Origin of the sequence: Okeanomitos corallinicola TIOX110 (assembly GCF_038050375.1) — a bacterium.
In the GTDB taxonomy this organism is placed as follows: domain Bacteria; phylum Cyanobacteriota; class Cyanobacteriia; order Cyanobacteriales; family Nostocaceae; genus Okeanomitos; species Okeanomitos corallinicola.
In genome coordinates, this window is sequence record NZ_CP150886.1 from 3,890,521 (window position 1) to 3,910,661 (window position 20,141).

A 20,141-nucleotide genomic window follows, 5' to 3' on the forward strand; every position below is an offset into this window, starting at 1 on the left:
GTTGGGGGTGGGGTTCTTGTACCTCATAACATCGGGAAGTGCTGTAAAACCTAATCGAATAGTTGGTAATATTAAAATTATAGAATTTGTATTATTATTGAGTGTAAATTATGCTTATTTTCTGGACTGAGATATTGTGCTTTTAGTGGTTGCCACTGTTGCCATAACTGATAGCGATTGACAGCTAATAATGTCTTTAACCCACTCAGTTTTTCATTCATATCTGACTTAAAAATATTCACAAGCCATTCATTTAAAACCATACTATCTTGGATATTACCTAAAATTTCTTGAATAATTTTTACTTGGGAAATATGGACAGTAAAAGCTTCGTCATATAAATCAGCAAATAATTCCATTTGATAGCGAACCCGTTTAGCTTGTTTTCGTAAACTATGCAGAATTTCACCTTGATGTTGCAAATATTGTTCTAATTGTTCTGGTGTCAATTCAGTAGAAATCACAACTTCTGACTCTGTAACTTCTGTGCCAATCATCCACCCTGGATGTAATAAAAACTTGCTGATTTCTGGTAATAGTAAATCTGGCAATACCTGCTGAATTGGCAGATTTGCTAATGGTTGATACCTGGGTTTTTCTAACCATTGCTGCAAGTTATTCTTAAAGGATTTATAAGCTTCATCTTTTAATGTTTTCTGGACACGGGAAAATGCAGCATCTCTTTGTTTAGATAAACTAGAAAAAGCTATCTGTAAATAAGTTTTTTCCTGGTCTAGTAAATGTGGTTGATAGTTATTCTCTAATATTTCTTTGAGAACATCTAAATCTCGAAGGTTTCCGAGAATTTTGGCAATTTTACCAATATTTTTATTACTAGCTGACTTAGGTAAATCCAAATGTGACCCAAATCCACTCACAGATGTGCGGAGGCGGCGCATTCCTACACGCATCTGGTGCAGTGCTTCAGGATCTTTATGTTTCTTCACAGAATTTTCCCATTTAAGAGTTTTGTGTAAGTTTTTTTCAATTGCCTTACACGCATAGTTCCCTAGACTTGTAAATGTGGTTGTTGAAGATAAATTCATAACTGATCTCAATTAAATAGGGAATCAGACGATTTTATAAATTTTTATGGATTAGCTCACTATTAGCTATTACTTAGAGAAAAATTTCCCCCAACTAGGAAATTTGTAAAATTCGAGCCAAAAATTCAGGCAACGGTAATACAATTATCAGTAATACAGCTATTGCCATTAATCCTAATAAATCCCTTCTATTGTCTAATTCCGTGACATCGTTAAGTGCAGGTTCATCAACTAAGGGAATTAAGAATAAAATTATTGCCCACAATAAAAATTCTTGTCGGATTAAAGAAAGTGTAAGTAACAACCAGCGAGAAATTTGACCAATGCTCACTGCTGTGCGTTGTCCAAACATGGCATGAACTATATGACCACCATCAAGTTGTCCTACGGGCATCAAATTTAATGCTGTGACAATTAAACCTAAAAGTCCAGCTACTGCAATTGGATGTAAATCTAGAGCAGATTTTGGAGTTAATTGACTACCCAAAGCTAGTTTTGACAGAATAGCTAAAAGGATAGAATATTTAGGGTTAAGTGCATTAGGGTTTAAAAGTCCTGTTTTTTCACTTATTGGTACTACTTCAGAGTTAGCTAAACCCCAAATTATTAAAGGTAAAGTAGCTAAAAAACCGGCAATTGGCCCAGCAATACTGACATCAAATAAAGCTTTGCGGTTAGGAATTGGACTACGCATTTGAATAAATGCCCCAAAAGTTCCTAAGAAAATAGGTACAGGAATAAAAAAGGGCAAAGTTGACTTAATTCTATGGAATCTAGCCATAGAATAGTGACCAAGTTCATGAATACCCAAAATAGTAATTAAGCCTAAAGCATAGGGTAAACCTTGAAAAATAAGAGTCAGATCAGATTTTAGTTGTTTAACTTCAACACCAGCAATTTGCGCTCCTATAAAGCTAGTAGTTACTAAAGTTAGTAGTAACAGTACCAGTGCTTTTACAACTTGATTTTTGTCATCAATACTACTCTTTGTATTTTGTCTATTAGTTTTAGTATTGGGAACAAGTACAAAGAAGGGTTTCCCATCCATACCTTCTTGAAATACCAGCAGGAAGCGATCGCTAAATTGCTCTTCAATATTTGTCCTAATGCGCTGATAAGCCTGACTAGGATTAGTTCGCAACTGACCACGACAAATTATAGCTTGGGGTCTATACTCAATATTTTGGATGTAGTAAACAGACCAAGGAAAACAATTTCGCAAATTAGTTTCTTCGGCTGCTTCTATGGGACGCACTGGTAATGGTTCGGTAATAGGATGATTAGCTGATGTAGATTCTGTGGTTTGACCTTGAGTTCGGTTGCTGGGAACTCTATTACCCCATAAAAATAAAGTCCAGTATAAAAGTAGACAAATAATCAAAGGAGCAATAATCAAACTGGGTGGTGGTGATTGTTTGTCACCATGTATCAATGTCCAGCCTGTTAAGATAAATGCTGGTGTCATTAGTACCAACCATAACAACCATACTGGGGTTCTAGTGATATTAGCAACGCTCCGCTGCACTATCAGATAAGTAGCTATTCCCAGTATAAGTAGAAACCAAAATACCATGTTATTTTAGGAGTTCAGGAATTAAGAAGTTGAAGATTTATGGGAGTTTAGGAGGTTAGGAGTGAGAATGTTTGACAAATCAGTGGATTATTCAAAGAGTATTAAATATATGACTTACGTAACAACACAATTTATTCAGTTATTTAATTGATGTTCTCTACAACTAAACCCCCACAAACTGTACTTACTGAAGAAATGCCAGTAGGAGAAATCCTACCCAACTCTACGGAAATAAAATCAGATTTTACTGACTCAAGGATCAAAAAAATTATTTCCTTCCCACCCAATAGAGAAACATTAGGAGGGACTTCTTATCTTATCGTAAGAAATGAAGGTAATATCCTCATAGATTGCCCAGCATTTGAGCAAATCAATCAGAATTTTTGGCAGTGTTTGGGTCATGATAAACCTACACCGGGTGCTGTGCGCTGGTTTTTTATTACTCATCGTGGTGCTATTGGTAAAGCAGCAGAAGTCAAAGAAGTCCTTGATTGTGAGATTCTCATTCAAGAGCAAGAAGCTTATTTGTTACCTGGTTTAACTGTCACTACCTTCAGTCAAGAATTTACTCTTGATGACACCACACAAGTAATTTGGACACCAGGCCATTCACCAGGTTCTTCATGTCTATACTATCGTGAATTTGGCGGAGTGTTATTTTCGGGTCGCCACTTACTCCCTAATTTGCAAGGTGAAGCAGTACCGCTGCGTACACCTAAAACCTTTCATTGGCCTAGACAACTTAAAAGTGTTCAAGCTCTACGCGATCGCTTTACACCGGAAACGCTTAAATACATCTGCCCCGGTGCTAATATTGGCTTTCTGAGAGGAAAACGCATTATTGATAATGCTTATCAGTCATTAGGCATTAGTCATTAGGCATTAGGCATTGGGCATTGGGCATTGGGTTATTTACCTTACCCCTCTCCCCATCAAGAACCTGCTACCACAAAATTTTTGTTTAATAATTCCACTGCGGCTTGATATTGTTGATCTGCGTCTGTACCTATTTGCTCCCGACTAATAGGCGGCTGGGGGATGACTATATCTGGTTTAATACCCAGTTTATTAATATCCCGGTGGTTGGGTGTTTCATATTTAGCAATGGTGACAGCTACACCTGAACCATTTGATAATTCAAACAAAGATTGAATTAGACCTTTACCAAAAGTGGTTTCACCAACTAACTGAGCGCGGCCGTTATCTTGTAGCGCTCCAGCTAAAATTTCACTAGCACTGGCAGTTCCTTGATTGACTAAAATCACTAAGGGATTTTGTGTGAGTGCTGGACCAAAAGCTTCAAAACTGCCTTGGATACCTTGACGGTTAACGGTATAAACTACAGTTCCTGAATCTAACCACTCACGGGCAACTTCAACACCTGCTTGTAACAACCCACCAGGATTATTTCTCAAATCCAGAATATAAGCCGCTGCGCCTTTTGTTTCTAATTGACTGATGGCGTGTGCTAATTCCATGGCAGCATTAGCATTAAATTGGGTAAGACGCAAATAGCCAATGGGTTTTCTTTGGGGGGATAACCGTAATTCGGCAATGACAGGGTTTAACTCAATGCGATCGCGGACTAAGATAATTTCTTTCTCTGACTCACTTTCTCTACCAATCACAAGAGAGACAACACTACCAATAGGTCCACGCATTCTGGCCGCAGCTTCATCAAGTGTGAGATTATCGGTAGGAAAGCCTTCTATTTTCAGAATGCGATCGTGTGGTTGAATCCCGGCTTTGTCTGCTGGTGAACCCTCTATAGGTGTAATTACTTCCAATGCTCCTGTTTGTGAGTTGAGGGCAATTTGTAAACCTACTCCCGTTAATTCTCCAGAAGTATTAACCTGCAAACTGCGGTACTGCTCTGGGTCTAGAAACCGGGTAAAAGGGTCATCAAGGCTTGCCAGCATATTTCTGATAGCAGTGTATGCAGCTTGGTCATTTGCTGGTGGTTTTCTGAGTGCATCTTGGCGAACTGCTCTCCAATCTTGATTGTTAAACGTATCATCCAGATAGGAACGATTAACAATCCGCCAAACTTCAAAAACAAGCTTTTGCTCTTGTGTTAAAGCTATTGCTGGTGGAATGAGTGAGCCAAAAACCAAGCCAAAAACTAAGCCAAAAACCAAAAATAATGAAAATACAAACCGAAAAACCTGTTTATTCATGAACTCCATCTTTCCTTCTGTATCAAGCAAATAAGCTGTAACTTAGCATTTACAATCTTTTAGATGAAATGTATCTCTGGACTATGTTACTTTTTTTATAGAACAACTAAGAATCCGTAACATCTGTTGAGGATATGTGAGTTTACTTTAGCTTGCTTCCTAAAAAGGTGGGATAACCGCTCTCATAATCTCGTTAAAATTAGACATAAATATCTAGACTTGTCTAGAATTTAGATAGCAGGGACATCATTCTGATTAAATTGTTAAGCAATGACTGGGACGTAAATCCCCCCTGAAAAACGATAAAATCTACTTTGTGACCAACATTTTCAGCTTTGGCTTGCAAAGAGATCGCAATATATCTCATATTTACAGAATGTTAAGTTTCTGAAAATCTTAACAATTCTGACGACCAACTTACTCTTTGTGAAAATCCCAAAATCTATAATTTGGGAGATTTATCAAACACAACTGATTTTTAGGAACTCGTGATTCTATGGCCAATGTCTATGACTGGTTTGAAGAGCGCTTAGATTTAGAAGCACTCGCAGAAGACGTAACCAGTAAATATGTACCTCCCCACGTCAACATCTTTTACTGCTTGGGTGGAATTACCCTAGTTTGCTTCCTGATTCAGTTTGCAACTGGATTTGCGATGACATTCTACTACAAACCCACCGTTACAGAAGCATTTTCTTCCGTACAGTACATCATGAACGAAGTCAACTTCGGTTGGCTAATTCGCTCCATCCACCGCTGGTCTGCCAGCATGATGGTATTAATGATGATTCTCCACGTTTTCCGCGTTTACTTGACCGGTGGTTTCAAAAAGCCCCGCGAATTAACCTGGGTAAGTGGCGTAATCCTCGCTGTGATTACTGTTTCCTTTGGTGTAACTGGTTACTCCTTACCTTGGGACCAAGTTGGTTACTGGGCTGTAAAAATCGTTAGTGGTGTACCTGAAGCTATTCCCGTAGTTGGTGTTTTAATTTCTGACTTATTGCGTGGTGGTTCTAGTGTTGGTCAAGCTACATTAACCCGCTACTACAGCGCTCACACTTTTGTATTACCCTGGTTAATTGCGGTATTCATGTTGTTCCACTTCTTAATGATCCGCAAACAAGGTATTTCCGGACCTTTGTAATTTAAAGTTACCTGTCAACAGGTAAAAGCAGTTTCCAGATCCAAGCTGTTTGTTTTAAACTGAAAGCAAATAACTCATTAAGTTAGAAACAAGCACAATTCTTGAAACTGTTAGCGGCAAAAGTTATGAACATTAAACTTCAAACCTCAAAATTGAACTTAGTGTCATACTAAATTTGTGGCTTTTTACCAAATACACAAATAAGCGGCTAAACTGCATAGCTGATAGCTTTCACTAATGCTTTAACTTAAATTAAGCAGGAGACCACATCCAAAAATGTCTACACAGAAAAAACCGGATCTGAGCGATCCTATTTTAAGAGCCAAACTCGCCAAAGGTATGGGTCATAACTACTATGGCGAACCTGCTTGGCCTAATGATTTGCTGTACGTGTTCCCCATTGTCATCATGGGTTCATTTGCTTGTATTGTGGCTCTAGCTGTACTAGATCCCGCAATGGTAGGCGAACCAGCTAATCCTTTCGCTACACCTTTGGAAATTCTCCCAGAGTGGTATTTATTCCCAGTATTCCAAATCCTCCGCTCACTACCTAACAAACTGTTAGGAGTATTGGCGATGGCTTCCGTACCCTTGGGGTTAATTCTCGTTCCCTTCATTGAGAGCGTTAACAAGTTCCAAAATCCTTTCCGTCGTCCAGTTGCGACAACAGTATTCTTATTTGGTACTCTTGTCACCATTTGGTTAGGTATTGGTGCGGCATTACCCTTAGACAAATCTTTGACTTTGGGATTGTTCTAAATTAGTTTGCAGTCTTTTTGCACTAATTTCCACTAAGTGTTGTGACACCTGTGAGTTTTAGGAGCATATACCCAAGTTATGAGTCTAAGGACTCTCCGCAAGGATTTCCTAACCACTAGCTACTCATACTGATGGTTGATATGCTTTTAAAACTATACAGGTGTCAATTTTATGAGAATATATTTTTGATAGCAGTTGGCAATCAACTAATGGCTGTAAACTCTATTAACCAGTCTAAAACTAATAAAGACGCAAAATAAATCACATTTTTATCAACTCAATACTCAATCAAGTCAAGGTCAATGCTTACTAAAGTGCAGCAAGACCATCTGACGGTGAAGAGCGATCTTAAGCTCCAAAGCCAGGTACAACAATGGTTTGAAAAGTTTTCTCAGCAACATCTAACTCAAAACGGTTGGTCCGATAGTCAACTCTACAGACTTAATTTAGCATTGGCAGAAGGTTTTACCAATGCTGTCCGTCATGCTCATTTAGCTTTACCGCCGGAAACAGATATAGAAATTAGATTAAGTTTGTGGGTTGACAGATTAGAGATTAGAATTTGGGATTATGGTCAACCTTTTAATCCTGATAATATACCTGAACCAAAGCCAGGTACTTTACAAGATCACGGTTATGGATGGTTTTTAATTCGGCGTGTAGCTGATCACGTTATTTATGAGCGTGATTCTGATCATCGAAATTGTCTTTTAATTGTTAAATATCTTTTAGAATCACAGCATTAATTTGAAAAAAAAGCCCAGTCCATTTATAAGTTTTTGGTACTGGGGTAAGTTTTTTGACTTTAAAGTTAAAGTTAAATTTAAATTTAAGCTAAATCAAACAACAAAATTTCTGCGTTTGAATTGGTACTAATTTCTAATTTTTCTGCTCCTGAGATTTGCACTCCATCACCTGCGCTGAGTTGTTGACTGTTAAAAATTACTTCCCCTTGAGCTATTTGTAACCAAGCATAGCGATGGGGTTGAACATGATAATTCACCACATTTCCCCGTTCTAAAATAGCAGCATATAAGTCAATATCTTGATGAATTGTTATCGCTCCATCGCGTCCATCTTTAGCGCCAATTAAACGTAGTTTTCCTTTTTTATCTTCTACAGAAAAAGCTTTCTGTTCATATCTTGGTGTAATTCCTTGCTTATTTGGTAACATCCAAATTTGCAGCAAATGCAATTCTTCGGTTTGTGAATGATTAAATTCACTGTGCATAATTCCTGTACCAGCACTCATAATTTGAGCATCACCAGGACGAATTACTGAACCTGTTCCTAAACTATCTTTATGTTCTACTGCTCCTGATAATACATAGGTGAGTATTTCCATATCTCTATGTCCGTGTGTAGGAAAACCTGCACCAGCAGCGATGCGATCATCATTAATTACCCTTAGAGAACGAAAACCCATGCGGTTGGGATCATGAAAATGACTGAAGGAAAATGTATGATAACTATCAAGCCAGTCAATTTGACTATGACCTCTTAAATTACTTTTGTGGATGATGTAGTTAATAGTATTTTGAGACATAATTTCACCTTATTATTTTGTAAATTTGATATTTTGGCAGCAATTCAAATCTATTCATTTTAGATAATTATCGAACTATGAAAATTGCTGTTTTATCAATTCTGTGGAACTACAGCACTTCCCGATGTTATGAGGTACACATCTAGCGGACAAGATGCTCGCACCACAAGAGTTTCATTATTCAATTTTGTACCCTTCATCAAAGAAATCTGCTGTAATGTAGAACTGTTTTTATCTTAAAGTAGTTACATATCAAATGAAAAGTACGTACTAAAAAGTGGGTTACTTACCAAAAGGATACTTTGACAGGAAATAGGTAATAGAAACTTACACCTGTCACCTGTCACTTGTCATCTGTTATTTTTGCTGATAGTGTGTTTGTAAGTCTTTGATAGAAAAGAGGGCCTCAAATTCTAAACCAGCAGATTTATATAATTCTGCACCTCCCTGTTGTCTATCTATTAGAGAAATTACTTTATCAACTGTATAACCTGCTGCTTGTAAACGTTCAAATGCTTTTAGTGCAGATTGGCCAGTTGTCACTACATCTTCTAAAACTACTACCTTTGCACTAGGGGATAAATTTGGACCTTCAATATAAGCCATTGTGCCATGACCTTTGGCTTCTTTACGAATAATTAACGCGGGGATGGGACGGTTTTCATAGACAGAAACCACGCTGACAGAGGAAACAATGGGATCTGCGCCCAAAGTTAAACCAGCGATCGCCTGAGTATCTGCTGGTAAAATATTTAATATCAGCCTAGCTATAGCCAAAGCTCCTTGGGGGTGGAGTGTTACCTGTTTACCATTAATATAGTAAGAACTACGTTGTCCAGAAGAGAGAACAAAATCACCTTCTTGATAAGCAAGTTGGCAAAATAAATCTAGTAACTTCTGACGCAGAGTGGTTAAATCAGTAGTAGTTGCCCAAATATCTGATGGGTTGGATGTTTCAGTAGAATACGACATTACAAACCGTTAAAAGTTGTGCTACACCAAAGGTTGAACTAATAATAGTTCTGACATTAAGCATAAAATAAGATTCGCCCAAAAATTGAGGAGTTGTAAACATGAGTATAAATTTACAAGGCTTGAGTGGATTACTGGTGATACTTGCTACTACTACATTTCCTGTAGTTGCACTTGCACAGATGCAAACAGAAAATGAAAATTATGAATCAATATCCAATAGTATTGATCAAGCATTTTTTAACAGTAATCCGAATTTCTACGGGAATCGCACTTTACAGCGTCAGGTAGATTTTTTATTCGGTCCTGGACGTAAGTTTGGAACTACATTTCCTGAGAATGAAATTGCTAGAGATGGTGAGTTAGTGAATATTATGTACAAGGATATTATGGAACAACAATCACAGAATGATCCTTATCTTCGTACTCCTGATTTACCCAACCCCTATAATTCTTCCTTGTTAAATTCTCCCAAATACAATGGAGATCAACTCAAGGTGGGAACTGAATATCGCTTTGATAGTTTGACATCTCGTTAGATATATAGGTGACAGGTGACAGGTTACAGTGAACAGTAAGATGGAAAGGAAAATTTTAGATTTTTTAGATTTTAGATTGGAGTTGACAAAAACAATCCAAAATCCAAAATCCAAAATCCAAAATAAATAACTCCTATCATCTGCTGCTTGACTTTTCTCCAACTCGTAAACCCATAATAATTAAGTCTCTTTCCGTATTTCCTAAGTCAGCTATTTTGGGCAAATTTCCCCATTGTTGAAAACCAAATTTGGCAAACAGTTTTAAACTTGGGTGATTATGAGCAAAAATAAAGCTGACTAGATTTTTTAAACCTAAATTTGGACTGTCTCTAATTGCTTTTTCTAAAAGTAGTTTTCCTAAACCTTGTTTTTGAAAGTCTGGGGAAATGTAAATACTAATCTCAGCGGTAGAAGTGTAAGCGGGTCTACCATAAAATGATTGAAAACTTAACCAGCCAGCAATTGTATTATCTATCTCAATGACCCATAAAGGACGTTGTGAAGGAATACGGTTTTCAAACCACGCTAAACGACTTTCTACGGATACTGGTTCTAAGTCTCCTGTGGCTATATAACTGGGAATAGCAGCATTATAAATGGCTACAATTGCTGGTAAGTCGGTTTTTGTGGCATGACGGATGATCATTGTGACTATCTAAGAAAGATGTTGAAAAATTGCAGAACTCCTTTATTTTCTCTTAAAACCGGACTTTAAATAATTCAAATAATTCTCCTTGCTGCCGCTTGACTATTTTACAACCTGCGGCTTTAATATTTTTTTCCCATTCATTTACAGTTTCTAAAAATACTTCTGCACCTAAATAGGTTTCTAAAACTGCCCAATCTTCTGCTAAAGGTTGTTCTGAATTAAGAATATCAAATACAAAATGTCCGCCTGGTTTTAATACTCGTTTCACTTCTAATAAAACTGATTGCCAATATTCTAGGGGGAAGTAACAACTAAATCCGGTAGCGATGACTAAATCAAATTGTTCTGCTTCATATTTTAACTGATGTGCTGCACCTATTTCTACACCTTTATATAATTTTGAATTTAATTGTGAACCACGGGAATTAAGTGTATCTCTGGCTATGTTACTAATTTCTTGTCCGTAAAAATATGCTTGCCAATCTCGCCAAGGATAGATTAAAAAGCTGACTCCACAACCGATATCTAAACAACGTTGATTTTTTTGTGGTTGGGCAATTTCCCAAAATGGTGAGGCAATTTTATCAGCTAAGATGCCACTTTTCCATTCTTGATAAATGGGCATTTCTTCTACTTCTGCGGGGATTTCAAAGGGTTTATTTTCGTATTGTTTATTAAATCTATAGGCGACTTGTGTAATGGTTTCTTGCCATTTGTCTGAAGTAGAGGATTTATTTTGGAGGAAGTTGGAAAGGTTGTTTTTAGACATCTTTTGATATGTGGATAATTTGATTAATAAATCATAACTAATGTTATTAACTTTTGGAAAAATTATAAAAATATTGATTTTGTTTTCAATACAGTAATTCCCGCTATTATGAGGTACAGTTAGTTAGTAATAATAAAAAGATGATTTTTTTATGAAAGCATATTCAATAGCTCTCCGAGAAAAAAAGTAGTAGGATTAATGACAATGAATAATTCAATGGATAGTCAAGCATTTGAGGTATTTATTGAACAGTTATCTCAGTTGCACTCGACTTAATGAATCCTAAACATTTAAAAAACTGGTTTACTAATTGCTGTTATTGTACCTCATAAAAGCGGGAAGTTCTGTATCAGTGAAATTTGCATTCTGACTCCTGATTCTTGATAACTAAAATTATACCCTAGCTAATAAAGGTGCAGCAGCTAAAAGGGTTTTGGTATAAGGATGCTGGGGATTAGCAAAGATTTCCTTTGTATTTCCTAATTCGACAATTTTACCACCATTCATGACGGCGATGCGATCGCACAAAAACCGAGCCAACCATAAATCATGGGTAATAAATAAATAAGTTAATTCAAATTCCTCTTTTAATTGCAACATCAAATCTAAAACTTGAGTTTGTACACTTGCATCTAACATACTCACTGGTTCATCACAGATTATCAATTTTGGTCTAGTAATTAAAGCCCTAGCAATAGCAACCCGTTGTTGTTGTCCTCCTGATAAATCAGATGGATAACGTTGATAATAGGTTTCTGCTGGTGTTAATCCTACTTTTTCTAACATCCATAAAACCTCTTTTTTGGCTTTTTCCGCATTGGCTAAATTGTGAATTAATAAAGGATCTGCTATACTTTGTCCCACGGTCATAGCCGGATTTAAACAAGCATGGGGATCTTGAAAGATCATCTGGATTTGTCTACGGGAAGAACGGATTTCTTTCCTGGGTAAATTGGTTAATTCTTGTCCTAAAAATTCTACTTTTCCCGCAGTTGGTTGAATTAGTTGTAAAATAGTTCGAGAAAGGGTACTTTTCCCACAGCCAGATTCTCCCACTAAACCTAATATTTCCCCTGGATATAATTCTAAATCAATACCATCTACAGCTTTAATTGTTTGTCCTTGACCTTTAAATATGCGTTCAATAAAATTCGGTTCTATAGTGTAATGTTGCTTGAGTTCAGTAACTTTTAAAATCGGATTTTCTTGACTTACTGTTCCCTGTTCCCTGTTCCCTGTTCCCTCTTCCTGTTGAATATGTAAAGCTGCTTTTAATAAAGATTGGGTATATTCATGTTGAGGATTTTTAAACACAGTTTCGGTGTTACCCATTTCTACCACTTTACCTTGATACATGACACCGATGCGATCGCAATATTCAGCAACCATTGCTAAATCATGGGAAATTAATAATAATCCCATATTTTCTTCCGCACATAATCGCGTTAATTCCTGTAAAATTTGGGCAGAAACAGTAACATCTAAACTGGTTGTCGGTTCATCAGCAACAATTAATTTCGGATTCAATAATAACGCTAATGCAATAGCAACCCGTTGACGCATTCCTCCACTAAATTCATGGGGATATTGACTCCAGCGACTAGCGGGAATATTCACCTTTTCTAAAGTTGCTAAAGCTTTTTCTTTCGCTTGTTGTTTAGATAATTCCGGTGAATGTGCTTGCAAAGTTTCTAAACAATGATTACCAATAGTCATTAATGGGTCTAATCGCGTCATTGGATCTTGAAAAATCAAAGCCACAACTTCACCCCGAAATTTTTGCATCTGTATGGGGTTTAAATCTAATACCGAATCTCCCCGAAAAATTACTTTACCTTCAATACAACTATAATTAGGCAATAACCGCATAATTGCCCTACCAATAGTAGATTTACCACAACCAGATTCACCCACCAAACCCATTTTTTCTCCAGGTTCTAGTGTAAAAGATACATCATCAACAGCCCAAGTTTGTGCTTCGTTGTGACGTTGGGGATAAGCTACGCGCAGATTTTCAATACTAAATAAGGTTTCATTCATAGTTAATTATCTGTTTTATTGAAAATATGATTATTTAATCTCTTAAATTTTGTTCAGTTCCACAATGATAACAATAGAGTAACTTTTTATAAGTTAACTCATGGCAATGGTGACATTCAATATATTGATAATAGCCGCAATGTGGACAATGGGCATGAAAAGTTTTAATAGTTTTTGCACAGTTAATACACTGTGATTTTTGTACTCTTTTTGCAGCTTGAGATTTGGGATTAAAAACAATAGTTTGAAAGAATTTAATCACTAAAAACCCAAACAAGGGAATTAACAATATATAAACATAGCTAACTAAGAATAGTAAGCCACCTAATAAAGCACCAAGAGTATTAAATAAGAATTGGAATATCACCCCAAATTGTAAAAATTCCAAGACTTTTAAAAGCAGAGGAATTAAAAATATCACCAGCAAATGCCAGCTAATTAAGGCTATGAGTCCATAACCCCTACTTTGACTACCTCGATGGACTAATAAAGCAATAATAATCAGAGGTGTGAGAAATATAGCCTGTAGTCCAAATTGAATACTAGGATACCAAAATAAAGCATCTTTATATCCTTTTTCTACTGTTGTAAATTGTGTCTGATCTTGCAGAAATGAAAGAAAAGTGACACTATCTTTTCTATTCACAATAGTGCTTTTTAAGTTAGCAACCTGTTGTTTTAGATTGGAAATTTGCTGACTATTTTTATCTAATTCTTGTTTCGCTTTTTCGGCACTAACTTTATTAATTGAATTATTAGGAGACTGTCCGGCAATTTTTTCTAATAGTGTAGAATCATATTGACGACGAATATTACTATTTGCTGATTCTAAGCTACTAATTTTACCTTGGATATTATTGATATTAGTATAATCTTTATTATTGGCATCACTAATAACATTATCTCTTAATTTACCATAATTTAAACATACTTCTGATACTTTACCCAAATTTTTAATTTCTTGTTGTTGATATTCTTGTCGAAATCTAGGACGATTATCATAGCCTAAAGAATTAACTATAATTTGATAATCTTTATCTTTGCTGCTACTGTTTCTATAAGTATCCCATTCTGAATAACAAGGATAGGCTTGATATGGACTAAGATGCCAGTTACTAATATCATTTAAACCGACAAAAACAGTAATTAGAATAAAAATGTCAACAAAAATTATCACCATTAAACTGACTTTATTTAATGGTTCATTATTGACTTTTCTAGAGTTATTAAAAAACTGAACAAAGAGACGACGCATCCAATTAAACATATAATTAAACATCTAATTTATATATCTGATTATTTGTCATATAGTTATTAGGTGTGCTGATGTAACAGCATTCAAAGGTAAAACCTTCTGAATCTTGTGATTTGGACTATCTATCAATATATATTTAGAGTATTAGCATTTTAAGTTTACTTTTATGCGTAATTTCATATTTCTTCACACTTTACCTAAATACTAACCCAAGTTGCGGGTAATAAAATGCAGGACTGTAGGTAGAGATTCAACTGAGAAGAAAGTCATCAAAAATTGACTCCTGCGATGCAGAAACAACTGTCAGTAGTTTCAGTAAAAACCCAGCAATTCTCATTTTGAAAAAAATAACAGATTTTGACAGATAATTATCATCCAACCTTGGAGATAGACAGGTGTTAAGAAAATTGTCCATGAAAAATAGATTTCAACTAATAAATTTAGATAAAGTTCTAAACAAATTTTTAGTTTTTTTTAATAAATAACTTTTTCAAAACTCTATTTCTATTTAACCATTCATAGACTTCCTGAAAAGCCATAAAGACAGTAGCGGCTAGAACTGGATCTAACAAATTTCTTATTTGATTATCACACGGGATTTTCTCAATTCTTTGTCAGGCCATCCCTCTATTTTATTGAGTATTTATACTTATTTTTGACCAGGCTGTTTTTTTAGCTAGAGACAATGGCTAAAAATAGATATTTTGTACTATATTTTGAATTCCAACATCGGTGTTAATACTCTATTTTTTCAAAATGAGAATTGCTGGGGATTTTATTACTTTACTGACACAGTGCCTTCACAACGTGCTACCTAGCACTCAACTCTGGTACCGCACTACGTGCAAGCACTTTTCGCCATAACTAGCAACTTGGATTACTACATCCTGCTGCAAGCATGAGAATGTCAATTTAATGATGTTGACACTAGCAACTTCGTATGTTATTTAGTGTAATAATAGTAAAAGAAAACATTTACCATAACACACACACTTATATAGCTTGTTTCTGTATAACCTTATAGGTAAAGGGCTGTTTTTATAGCATTAAAAGTTAAGTATTTTTAACAGTATCAGTAAATCAATAGTTATTATCTTCCTTGGTAACTATACTTTGATGCCAAGGGTTTAGTATGTAGTGGAAGTTGTCTATGAAAAAGAGGAAACAGATTATGGTTTAGACCCTAATTCCATAGCAGCGATTGATTTAGGAATAGATAATCTAGCAACTTTAACATCAAACCAGCCGGGATTTATACCAGTTCTGGTTTCCGGGCGGATTATCAAATCAATTAATCGTTATTACAATCAAAGAAAAGCCAATTTACAATCTTTACTACCTGCACATCAAAAGACCTCTAAACGACTACAAAGTTTAACTAAAAAAAAGTAGTCCCGACAGCATTTAGTCTAGGGATAGAGGGCGTTGTAGTCCGAGAAAGTCGGGGTTATTCCCGGCAAACGAAAGGCATAAGATATTTGTCTATGTTTTTTGGAACTATTAGAACTTTTGGGAATTTAGAATTGATAATTACCCCAAATCTACCATCAATTTAGTTACAAACTATACTTTTTAACCAGGTGAAAAACTAACATATGCTGCAACAATCCTTACTTGATTTACTAAATAAATCCTGGCAAATTACAGACTTCAGTGATTTACCAACAGACCAAGGCGGAAGAATTACAATACCAGGGCGCAGTTTGCTAATCAGCAATATAACTGAACCTACAAGTGAATTTATTGACACATTAACCGCAGCTATTCCCAGTATTAGCTCTAGTAGTAGTTCATTACCTTTTAACAGTCAAAACCCCATCACTGTCACTCAACCTAGAATTGCCAATCTTAGTCCTAACCAAGACTCGAACAACAACGCCTCTACACAAAATTTACAAGCAGCAATTTGTACCTGCTCATTTTGCAGTTTACCCCCGATTACTCAAGATTATCAACCGCAAACATTACCATCACCACAGACAGCCGTTAATTTAGCTAACACATTTACCCTCAACAGCTTACCAGGTGCTAATCACACAATTTACTTAGATTTCAACGGACACACTACCTCTGGTACTTTCTGGAATAGTCAGTTTAATAATAATGCTAACATTGTCACCCCCGCCTATGACTTTGATGGCAATACAGCTTCTTTTAGTACAGAGGAACTAGCAAGTATCCAATATATTTGGCAACGTGTAGCCGAAGACTTTATCCCCTTTAATGTCAACGTCACCACTCAAGCACCAACAGATATTAATGATCTGATTAATAATGGTGCTGGTGATACTCGCTGGGGCGTGCGTGTAGCTATTGGTGGCAGTAGTTATGACTGGTTCGGCGCTGGTGCTGGTGGAGTTGCTTATGTGAAATCTTTCAATTGGGGTAATGATACTCCCACTTTTGTTTTTGAGGACCAACTAGCTAATGGTAATGAAAAATTTACAGCTGAAGCTATTAGCCATGAAGTAGGTCATACTTTAGGACTATACCATGATGGTCGAACTAGCCCAGCAGAGGAATACTATCAAGGACATGGTAGTGGAGAAACTGGTTGGGCAGGAATTATGGGAGCAGGATACTACCAGAACTTAACCCAGTGGAGTAAAGGTCAATATCTGGCAGCTAATAATCTAGAAGATGACTTAAGCATTATTACCACCCAAAACGGTTTTGGCTACCGAGCAGATGATACTGGTAATACAATTGCCACTGCTCAAGCACTCAGCCAAAGTGGGACATCATTGAGTGGTAGTGGGATCATCGAGCGGAATACAGATGTAGATTTTTACCGTTTTTCTACTGGTGCGGGTTTTATTAGCCTAACTGTAAATCCCTTTGAACGTGGACCTAACCTAGACATTTTAGCAGAGCTATATAACGGGGCAGGGAATTTAATTGCATCTTCTAATTTTACAGAATCACTTTCTGCAAGTATCTCTACAACCGTTGCTGCGGGAACTTATTATCTGAAAATTGATGGTGTTGGTAAAGGAAATCCTTTAGGTACTGGGTATACAGATTATGGTAGTTTGGGTCAGTATTTTATTACTGGTTCGTTTGTTAATAACCCTCCTACTGTCACCACAACCAATAGCACCCTATCTTATCTGGAAAATGCCACTACAGCGATAGATTCAGGAATTATCATCAATGATATTGATTCCGTAAATCTTATAGGTGCAACAGTAAGATTTAGTTCTGGTTTTGTTTCCAGTCAAGATACCCTAAGTTTCGTCAATCAAAACGGCATTACAGGTAGTTTCAACAGCAGTACAGGAGTTTTAAATTTAACAGGAACATCTAGCGTAGCTAATTACCAAGCTGCTCTCCGTTCTATTACTTACACCAATAATAGCGACGCTCCCAGTACCATAACACGCACAATTGAATTTACTGTTAGTGATGGTATTGCTACCAGCAATTTAGCTACTCGTAACGTCAGTATTACTGCTGTTAACGACACTCCTACTAATCTTTTCCTCAGTAATAACAATGTCCCCGAAAATCAAGCTATTGGTACAACAGTAGGTAGCTTTAGCAGTGCAGATCCAGATGCTAACGAGTCCTTTACCTACAGTTTAGTCACAGGTACAGGTGATACGGATAATAGCTTTTTTAGCATTGTTGGAAATCAACTGCAAACTAACGCTGCTTTCGATTACGAAAGCAAAAATAGCTATAGTATCCGTGTGAGAACAGCAGATCAAGGTGGATTATTTTTTGAGAAAGTATTTACAGTCAATATTAATGATGTTAATGAGTTGAGTAACATTAATGTCATTGCGGCAAACGTAACCGAAGGTGACAGTGGTACAACTCCTTTAACATTTACAGTCAGTCTAAATGCACCTAATACCCTACCAGTAACAGTTAACTATGCTACGTTTAACGGTAGCGCTTACTCTGGATATGACTACAACTCTGTTTCTGGTATTCTCACTTTTAATCCAGGGGAAACGAGTAAAAATGTAACTGTGAATGTGATTGGAGATGTGTTTAGTGAAGGTAACGAAACCTTTGGATTATTATTAACTAACCCCACTAATGGCATTATCCAAACTTCCCAAGCAGTAGCGACAATTATTGATAACGATTCTTTACCTAGTCTGAGTATTAATGATATGAGTATAGCTGAAGGAAATAATGGTACTACTTTAGCTACCTTTAATGTTCAGTTATCTGCTGCTTCTGGTCAATCTGTCACGGTTAATTATGCTACTGCTGATGGTACGGCCACTTTAGCTGATAATGATTACATTAGCACCAGCGGTACTTTAACTTTTGCTCCGGGAAATACTTTACTGACGGTGAGTGTGGCCATTGTCGGAGATACTCAGGTAGAAGGAAATGAAACTTTATTCCTGAACTTGAGTAATGTTAATGGAGCGACTCTAGGGGATAGTCAAGGTGTAGTTACCATTTTAGATAATGATACGATTCCTGATTTATCCCTAACTGGAACATCTGGGAATGATACTCTGACCGGTGGAGATGGGAATGATAGTATTTTTGGGTTAGAGGGTAATGATGTTCTGGATGGGAAAAGTGGCGATGATTTTATTAATGGTGGTTTAGGTAGAGATGTGATCACGGGTGGTTTAGGTGCTGATAACTTCGTTTATCAAAGTTTCAGTGAGTCCGTTTTTGGTACACAAGATCGTATCCGTGATTTTAATCCAGGATCTGGTGATCGCATTTTCCTAAATACTCCACCCGATGCTATCTTTAATGCAGGTGTTATCAGTGCAGCAAATTTAAGTGCAGCGGTGTTAGCTGCTTATAGTGACGCTGATCCAGTTACAGCAGGTTCACAAGCATTAGCGGCTAATCAAGCAGTATTCTTTAGTTTTGGTGCTACCCCAGCAACTAGGCGTACCTATGTATCTGTTAATGACGGTACTACTGCCTTTAGTTCCAGCAGTGACTTATTTATAGAAGTAACAGGTTTGATAGGTACAATACCCAATGGATCTTTAATAGTGGATGACTACTTTTCAGCTATTGTCTAGTCAAAAAGGTTTCAATATTAATCATAATTGTGTGAGGTAAAAAATGTTCAATGCACATCCTCTTGTTAACCGTTCTCTTGTACGTTGGAGTTTAGCAACCTCCGTTGCTTGTATTACCTTTGCGAGTGTACCTAGTCCAACCCTGGCTTTAAGTGGTTTTACTGGTGATTTTGATCCTGGTAATTGGTCATTGAATAACAGTAACGCTGATGGTTTCGTTGACACAACTAATGCTGCTAGTGGTGCAATTAATTTATTTGGTGGTGACAATAGTAGCTTCAGTTCTGGAAACACAGACTGGACTACCACTGCTACCAATACATTTGCAGTCAGCTTTGATTGGAATTATTCATCACTGGATATTGATGGACAGGATACAGCAGGTTATCTACTCAATAGTGTATACAATGTATTAGCATCAGCAGATGGAGAATTTAGTACCTCTCCTGTGAGTTTTACAGTCAATCCCGGTGACACTTTCGGTTTTCGAGTATTTACTGTAGATAATTCTGGAGGATCGGGAGTCTTGAGTGTGAGTAACTTTAATGCTGAACCAGTACCTTTTGAATTTTCTCCCATATTAGGTTTATCCATTTTCGGTTTAAATGGCTTATATCGTGTTTGGCGCAAACAAAAATTAAATAATCTGAATTAATAGGT

The 20,141-nt window shown here is 36.6% G+C and carries 17 protein-coding genes and 1 pseudogene; 8 read left to right on the forward strand and 10 right to left on the reverse strand.

The annotated features are described in order from the left end of the window. Nucleotides 1-77: 77 nt before the first annotated feature. Together WJM97_RS17035 and WJM97_RS17040 are read right to left on the reverse strand one after the other, a co-directional pair. Entirely contained in the window at nucleotides 78-1,046 is a 969-nt protein-coding gene (locus WJM97_RS17035; protein ID WP_353929973.1) for a CHAD domain-containing protein, read from the reverse strand. A 94-nt stretch (nucleotides 1,047-1,140) separates the two neighbouring features. After that, nucleotides 1,141-2,619, reverse strand: coding sequence for a site-2 protease family protein (locus tag WJM97_RS17040; RefSeq protein WP_353929974.1), 1,479 nt, complete (start codon nucleotides 2,617-2,619; stop codon nucleotides 1,141-1,143). A 150-nt stretch (nucleotides 2,620-2,769) separates the two neighbouring features. On the opposite strand from WJM97_RS17040, the gene WJM97_RS17045 reads away from it, so the two are divergent. Continuing rightward, nucleotides 2,770-3,498, forward strand: a complete 729-nt coding sequence (locus WJM97_RS17045) for an MBL fold metallo-hydrolase (protein WP_353929975.1) — start codon at nucleotides 2,770-2,772, stop codon at nucleotides 3,496-3,498. Between the two features lie 53 nt (nucleotides 3,499-3,551). Here the strand turns inward: WJM97_RS17045 and ctpA are convergent, their stop codons facing one another. Beyond that, a complete protein-coding gene (ctpA, locus tag WJM97_RS17050) occupies nucleotides 3,552-4,805 on the reverse strand; it encodes a carboxyl-terminal processing protease CtpA (RefSeq protein ID WP_353929976.1) in 1,254 nt (417 codons plus the stop codon). Nucleotides 4,806-5,292: 487 nt separating this feature from the next. Here ctpA and petB point away from each other — a divergent pair, with 487 nt between their 5' ends. The 3 genes from petB to WJM97_RS17065 all read left to right on the forward strand — a co-directional run bounded on the left by petB (nucleotide 5,293) and on the right by WJM97_RS17065 (nucleotide 7,445). Beyond that, nucleotides 5,293-5,940, forward strand: a complete 648-nt coding sequence (gene petB, locus WJM97_RS17055) for a cytochrome b6 (protein WP_353929977.1) — start codon at nucleotides 5,293-5,295, stop codon at nucleotides 5,938-5,940. A gap of 276 nt (nucleotides 5,941-6,216) precedes the next feature. Further along, nucleotides 6,217-6,699: a cytochrome b6-f complex subunit IV gene (petD, locus tag WJM97_RS17060; RefSeq protein WP_353929978.1), complete on the forward strand. Its 483-nt coding sequence runs from the start codon at nucleotides 6,217-6,219 to the stop codon at nucleotides 6,697-6,699. Between the two features lie 302 nt (nucleotides 6,700-7,001). Then, the gene (locus WJM97_RS17065) at nucleotides 7,002-7,445 is read left to right on the forward strand and encodes an anti-sigma regulatory factor (RefSeq protein ID WP_353929979.1); all 444 of its coding nucleotides are present in this window, start codon (nucleotides 7,002-7,004) and stop codon (nucleotides 7,443-7,445) included. 83 nt (nucleotides 7,446-7,528) lie between these two features. Here WJM97_RS17065 and WJM97_RS17070 read toward each other — a convergent pair whose 3' ends face one another. Together WJM97_RS17070 and pyrE are read right to left on the reverse strand one after the other, a co-directional pair. Beyond that, on the reverse strand, nucleotides 7,529-8,245 hold the full coding sequence (locus WJM97_RS17070) for a pirin family protein (RefSeq protein WP_353929980.1): 717 nt from the start codon (nucleotides 8,243-8,245) through the stop codon (nucleotides 7,529-7,531). A 357-nt stretch (nucleotides 8,246-8,602) separates the two neighbouring features. Next, complete coding sequence (gene pyrE / locus WJM97_RS17075) at nucleotides 8,603-9,217, reverse strand: orotate phosphoribosyltransferase (RefSeq protein ID WP_353929981.1); 615 nt, start codon at nucleotides 9,215-9,217, stop codon at nucleotides 8,603-8,605. A 101-nt stretch (nucleotides 9,218-9,318) separates the two neighbouring features. Between pyrE and WJM97_RS17080 the strand changes: the two genes are divergently transcribed. Beyond that, the gene (locus tag WJM97_RS17080; protein ID WP_353929982.1) at nucleotides 9,319-9,756 is read left to right on the forward strand and encodes a hypothetical protein; all 438 of its coding nucleotides are present in this window, start codon (nucleotides 9,319-9,321) and stop codon (nucleotides 9,754-9,756) included. A 136-nt stretch (nucleotides 9,757-9,892) separates the two neighbouring features. Here WJM97_RS17080 and WJM97_RS17085 read toward each other — a convergent pair whose 3' ends face one another. The 5 genes and pseudogenes from WJM97_RS17085 to WJM97_RS17105 all read right to left on the reverse strand — a co-directional run. Beyond that, nucleotides 9,893-10,402: an N-acetyltransferase family protein gene (locus WJM97_RS17085; protein WP_353929983.1), complete on the reverse strand. Its 510-nt coding sequence runs from the start codon at nucleotides 10,400-10,402 to the stop codon at nucleotides 9,893-9,895. Nucleotides 10,403-10,454: 52 nt separating this feature from the next. Beyond that, the gene (locus WJM97_RS17090; RefSeq protein ID WP_353929984.1) at nucleotides 10,455-11,174 is read right to left on the reverse strand and encodes a class I SAM-dependent methyltransferase; all 720 of its coding nucleotides are present in this window, start codon (nucleotides 11,172-11,174) and stop codon (nucleotides 10,455-10,457) included. Between the two features lie 393 nt (nucleotides 11,175-11,567). Then, on the reverse strand, nucleotides 11,568-13,214 hold the full coding sequence (locus WJM97_RS17095) for an ABC transporter ATP-binding protein (protein ID WP_353929985.1): 1,647 nt from the start codon (nucleotides 13,212-13,214) through the stop codon (nucleotides 11,568-11,570). A 34-nt stretch (nucleotides 13,215-13,248) separates the two neighbouring features. After that, entirely contained in the window at nucleotides 13,249-14,481 is a 1,233-nt protein-coding gene (locus WJM97_RS17100; protein WP_353929986.1) for a hypothetical protein, read from the reverse strand. A gap of 473 nt (nucleotides 14,482-14,954) precedes the next feature. Next, a pseudogene (locus WJM97_RS17105) lies at nucleotides 14,955-15,077 on the reverse strand (ISNCY family transposase); the annotation flags it as partial. 529 nt (nucleotides 15,078-15,606) lie between these two features. On the opposite strand from WJM97_RS17105, the gene WJM97_RS17110 reads away from it, so the two are divergent. The 3 genes from WJM97_RS17110 (at nucleotide 15,607) to WJM97_RS17120 (ending at nucleotide 20,136) form a co-directional block, all read left to right on the forward strand. Continuing rightward, nucleotides 15,607-15,861 (forward strand): transposase, encoded by a 255-nt coding sequence (locus WJM97_RS17110; protein WP_353929987.1) that lies wholly within the window; start codon nucleotides 15,607-15,609, stop codon nucleotides 15,859-15,861. 203 nt (nucleotides 15,862-16,064) lie between these two features. Continuing rightward, nucleotides 16,065-19,481 (forward strand): Calx-beta domain-containing protein, encoded by a 3,417-nt coding sequence (locus WJM97_RS17115; protein WP_353929988.1) that lies wholly within the window; start codon nucleotides 16,065-16,067, stop codon nucleotides 19,479-19,481. Between the two features lie 43 nt (nucleotides 19,482-19,524). Beyond that, the gene (locus WJM97_RS17120) at nucleotides 19,525-20,136 is read left to right on the forward strand and encodes a hypothetical protein (RefSeq protein ID WP_353929989.1); all 612 of its coding nucleotides are present in this window, start codon (nucleotides 19,525-19,527) and stop codon (nucleotides 20,134-20,136) included. Nucleotides 20,137-20,141: the final 5 nt, after the last annotated feature.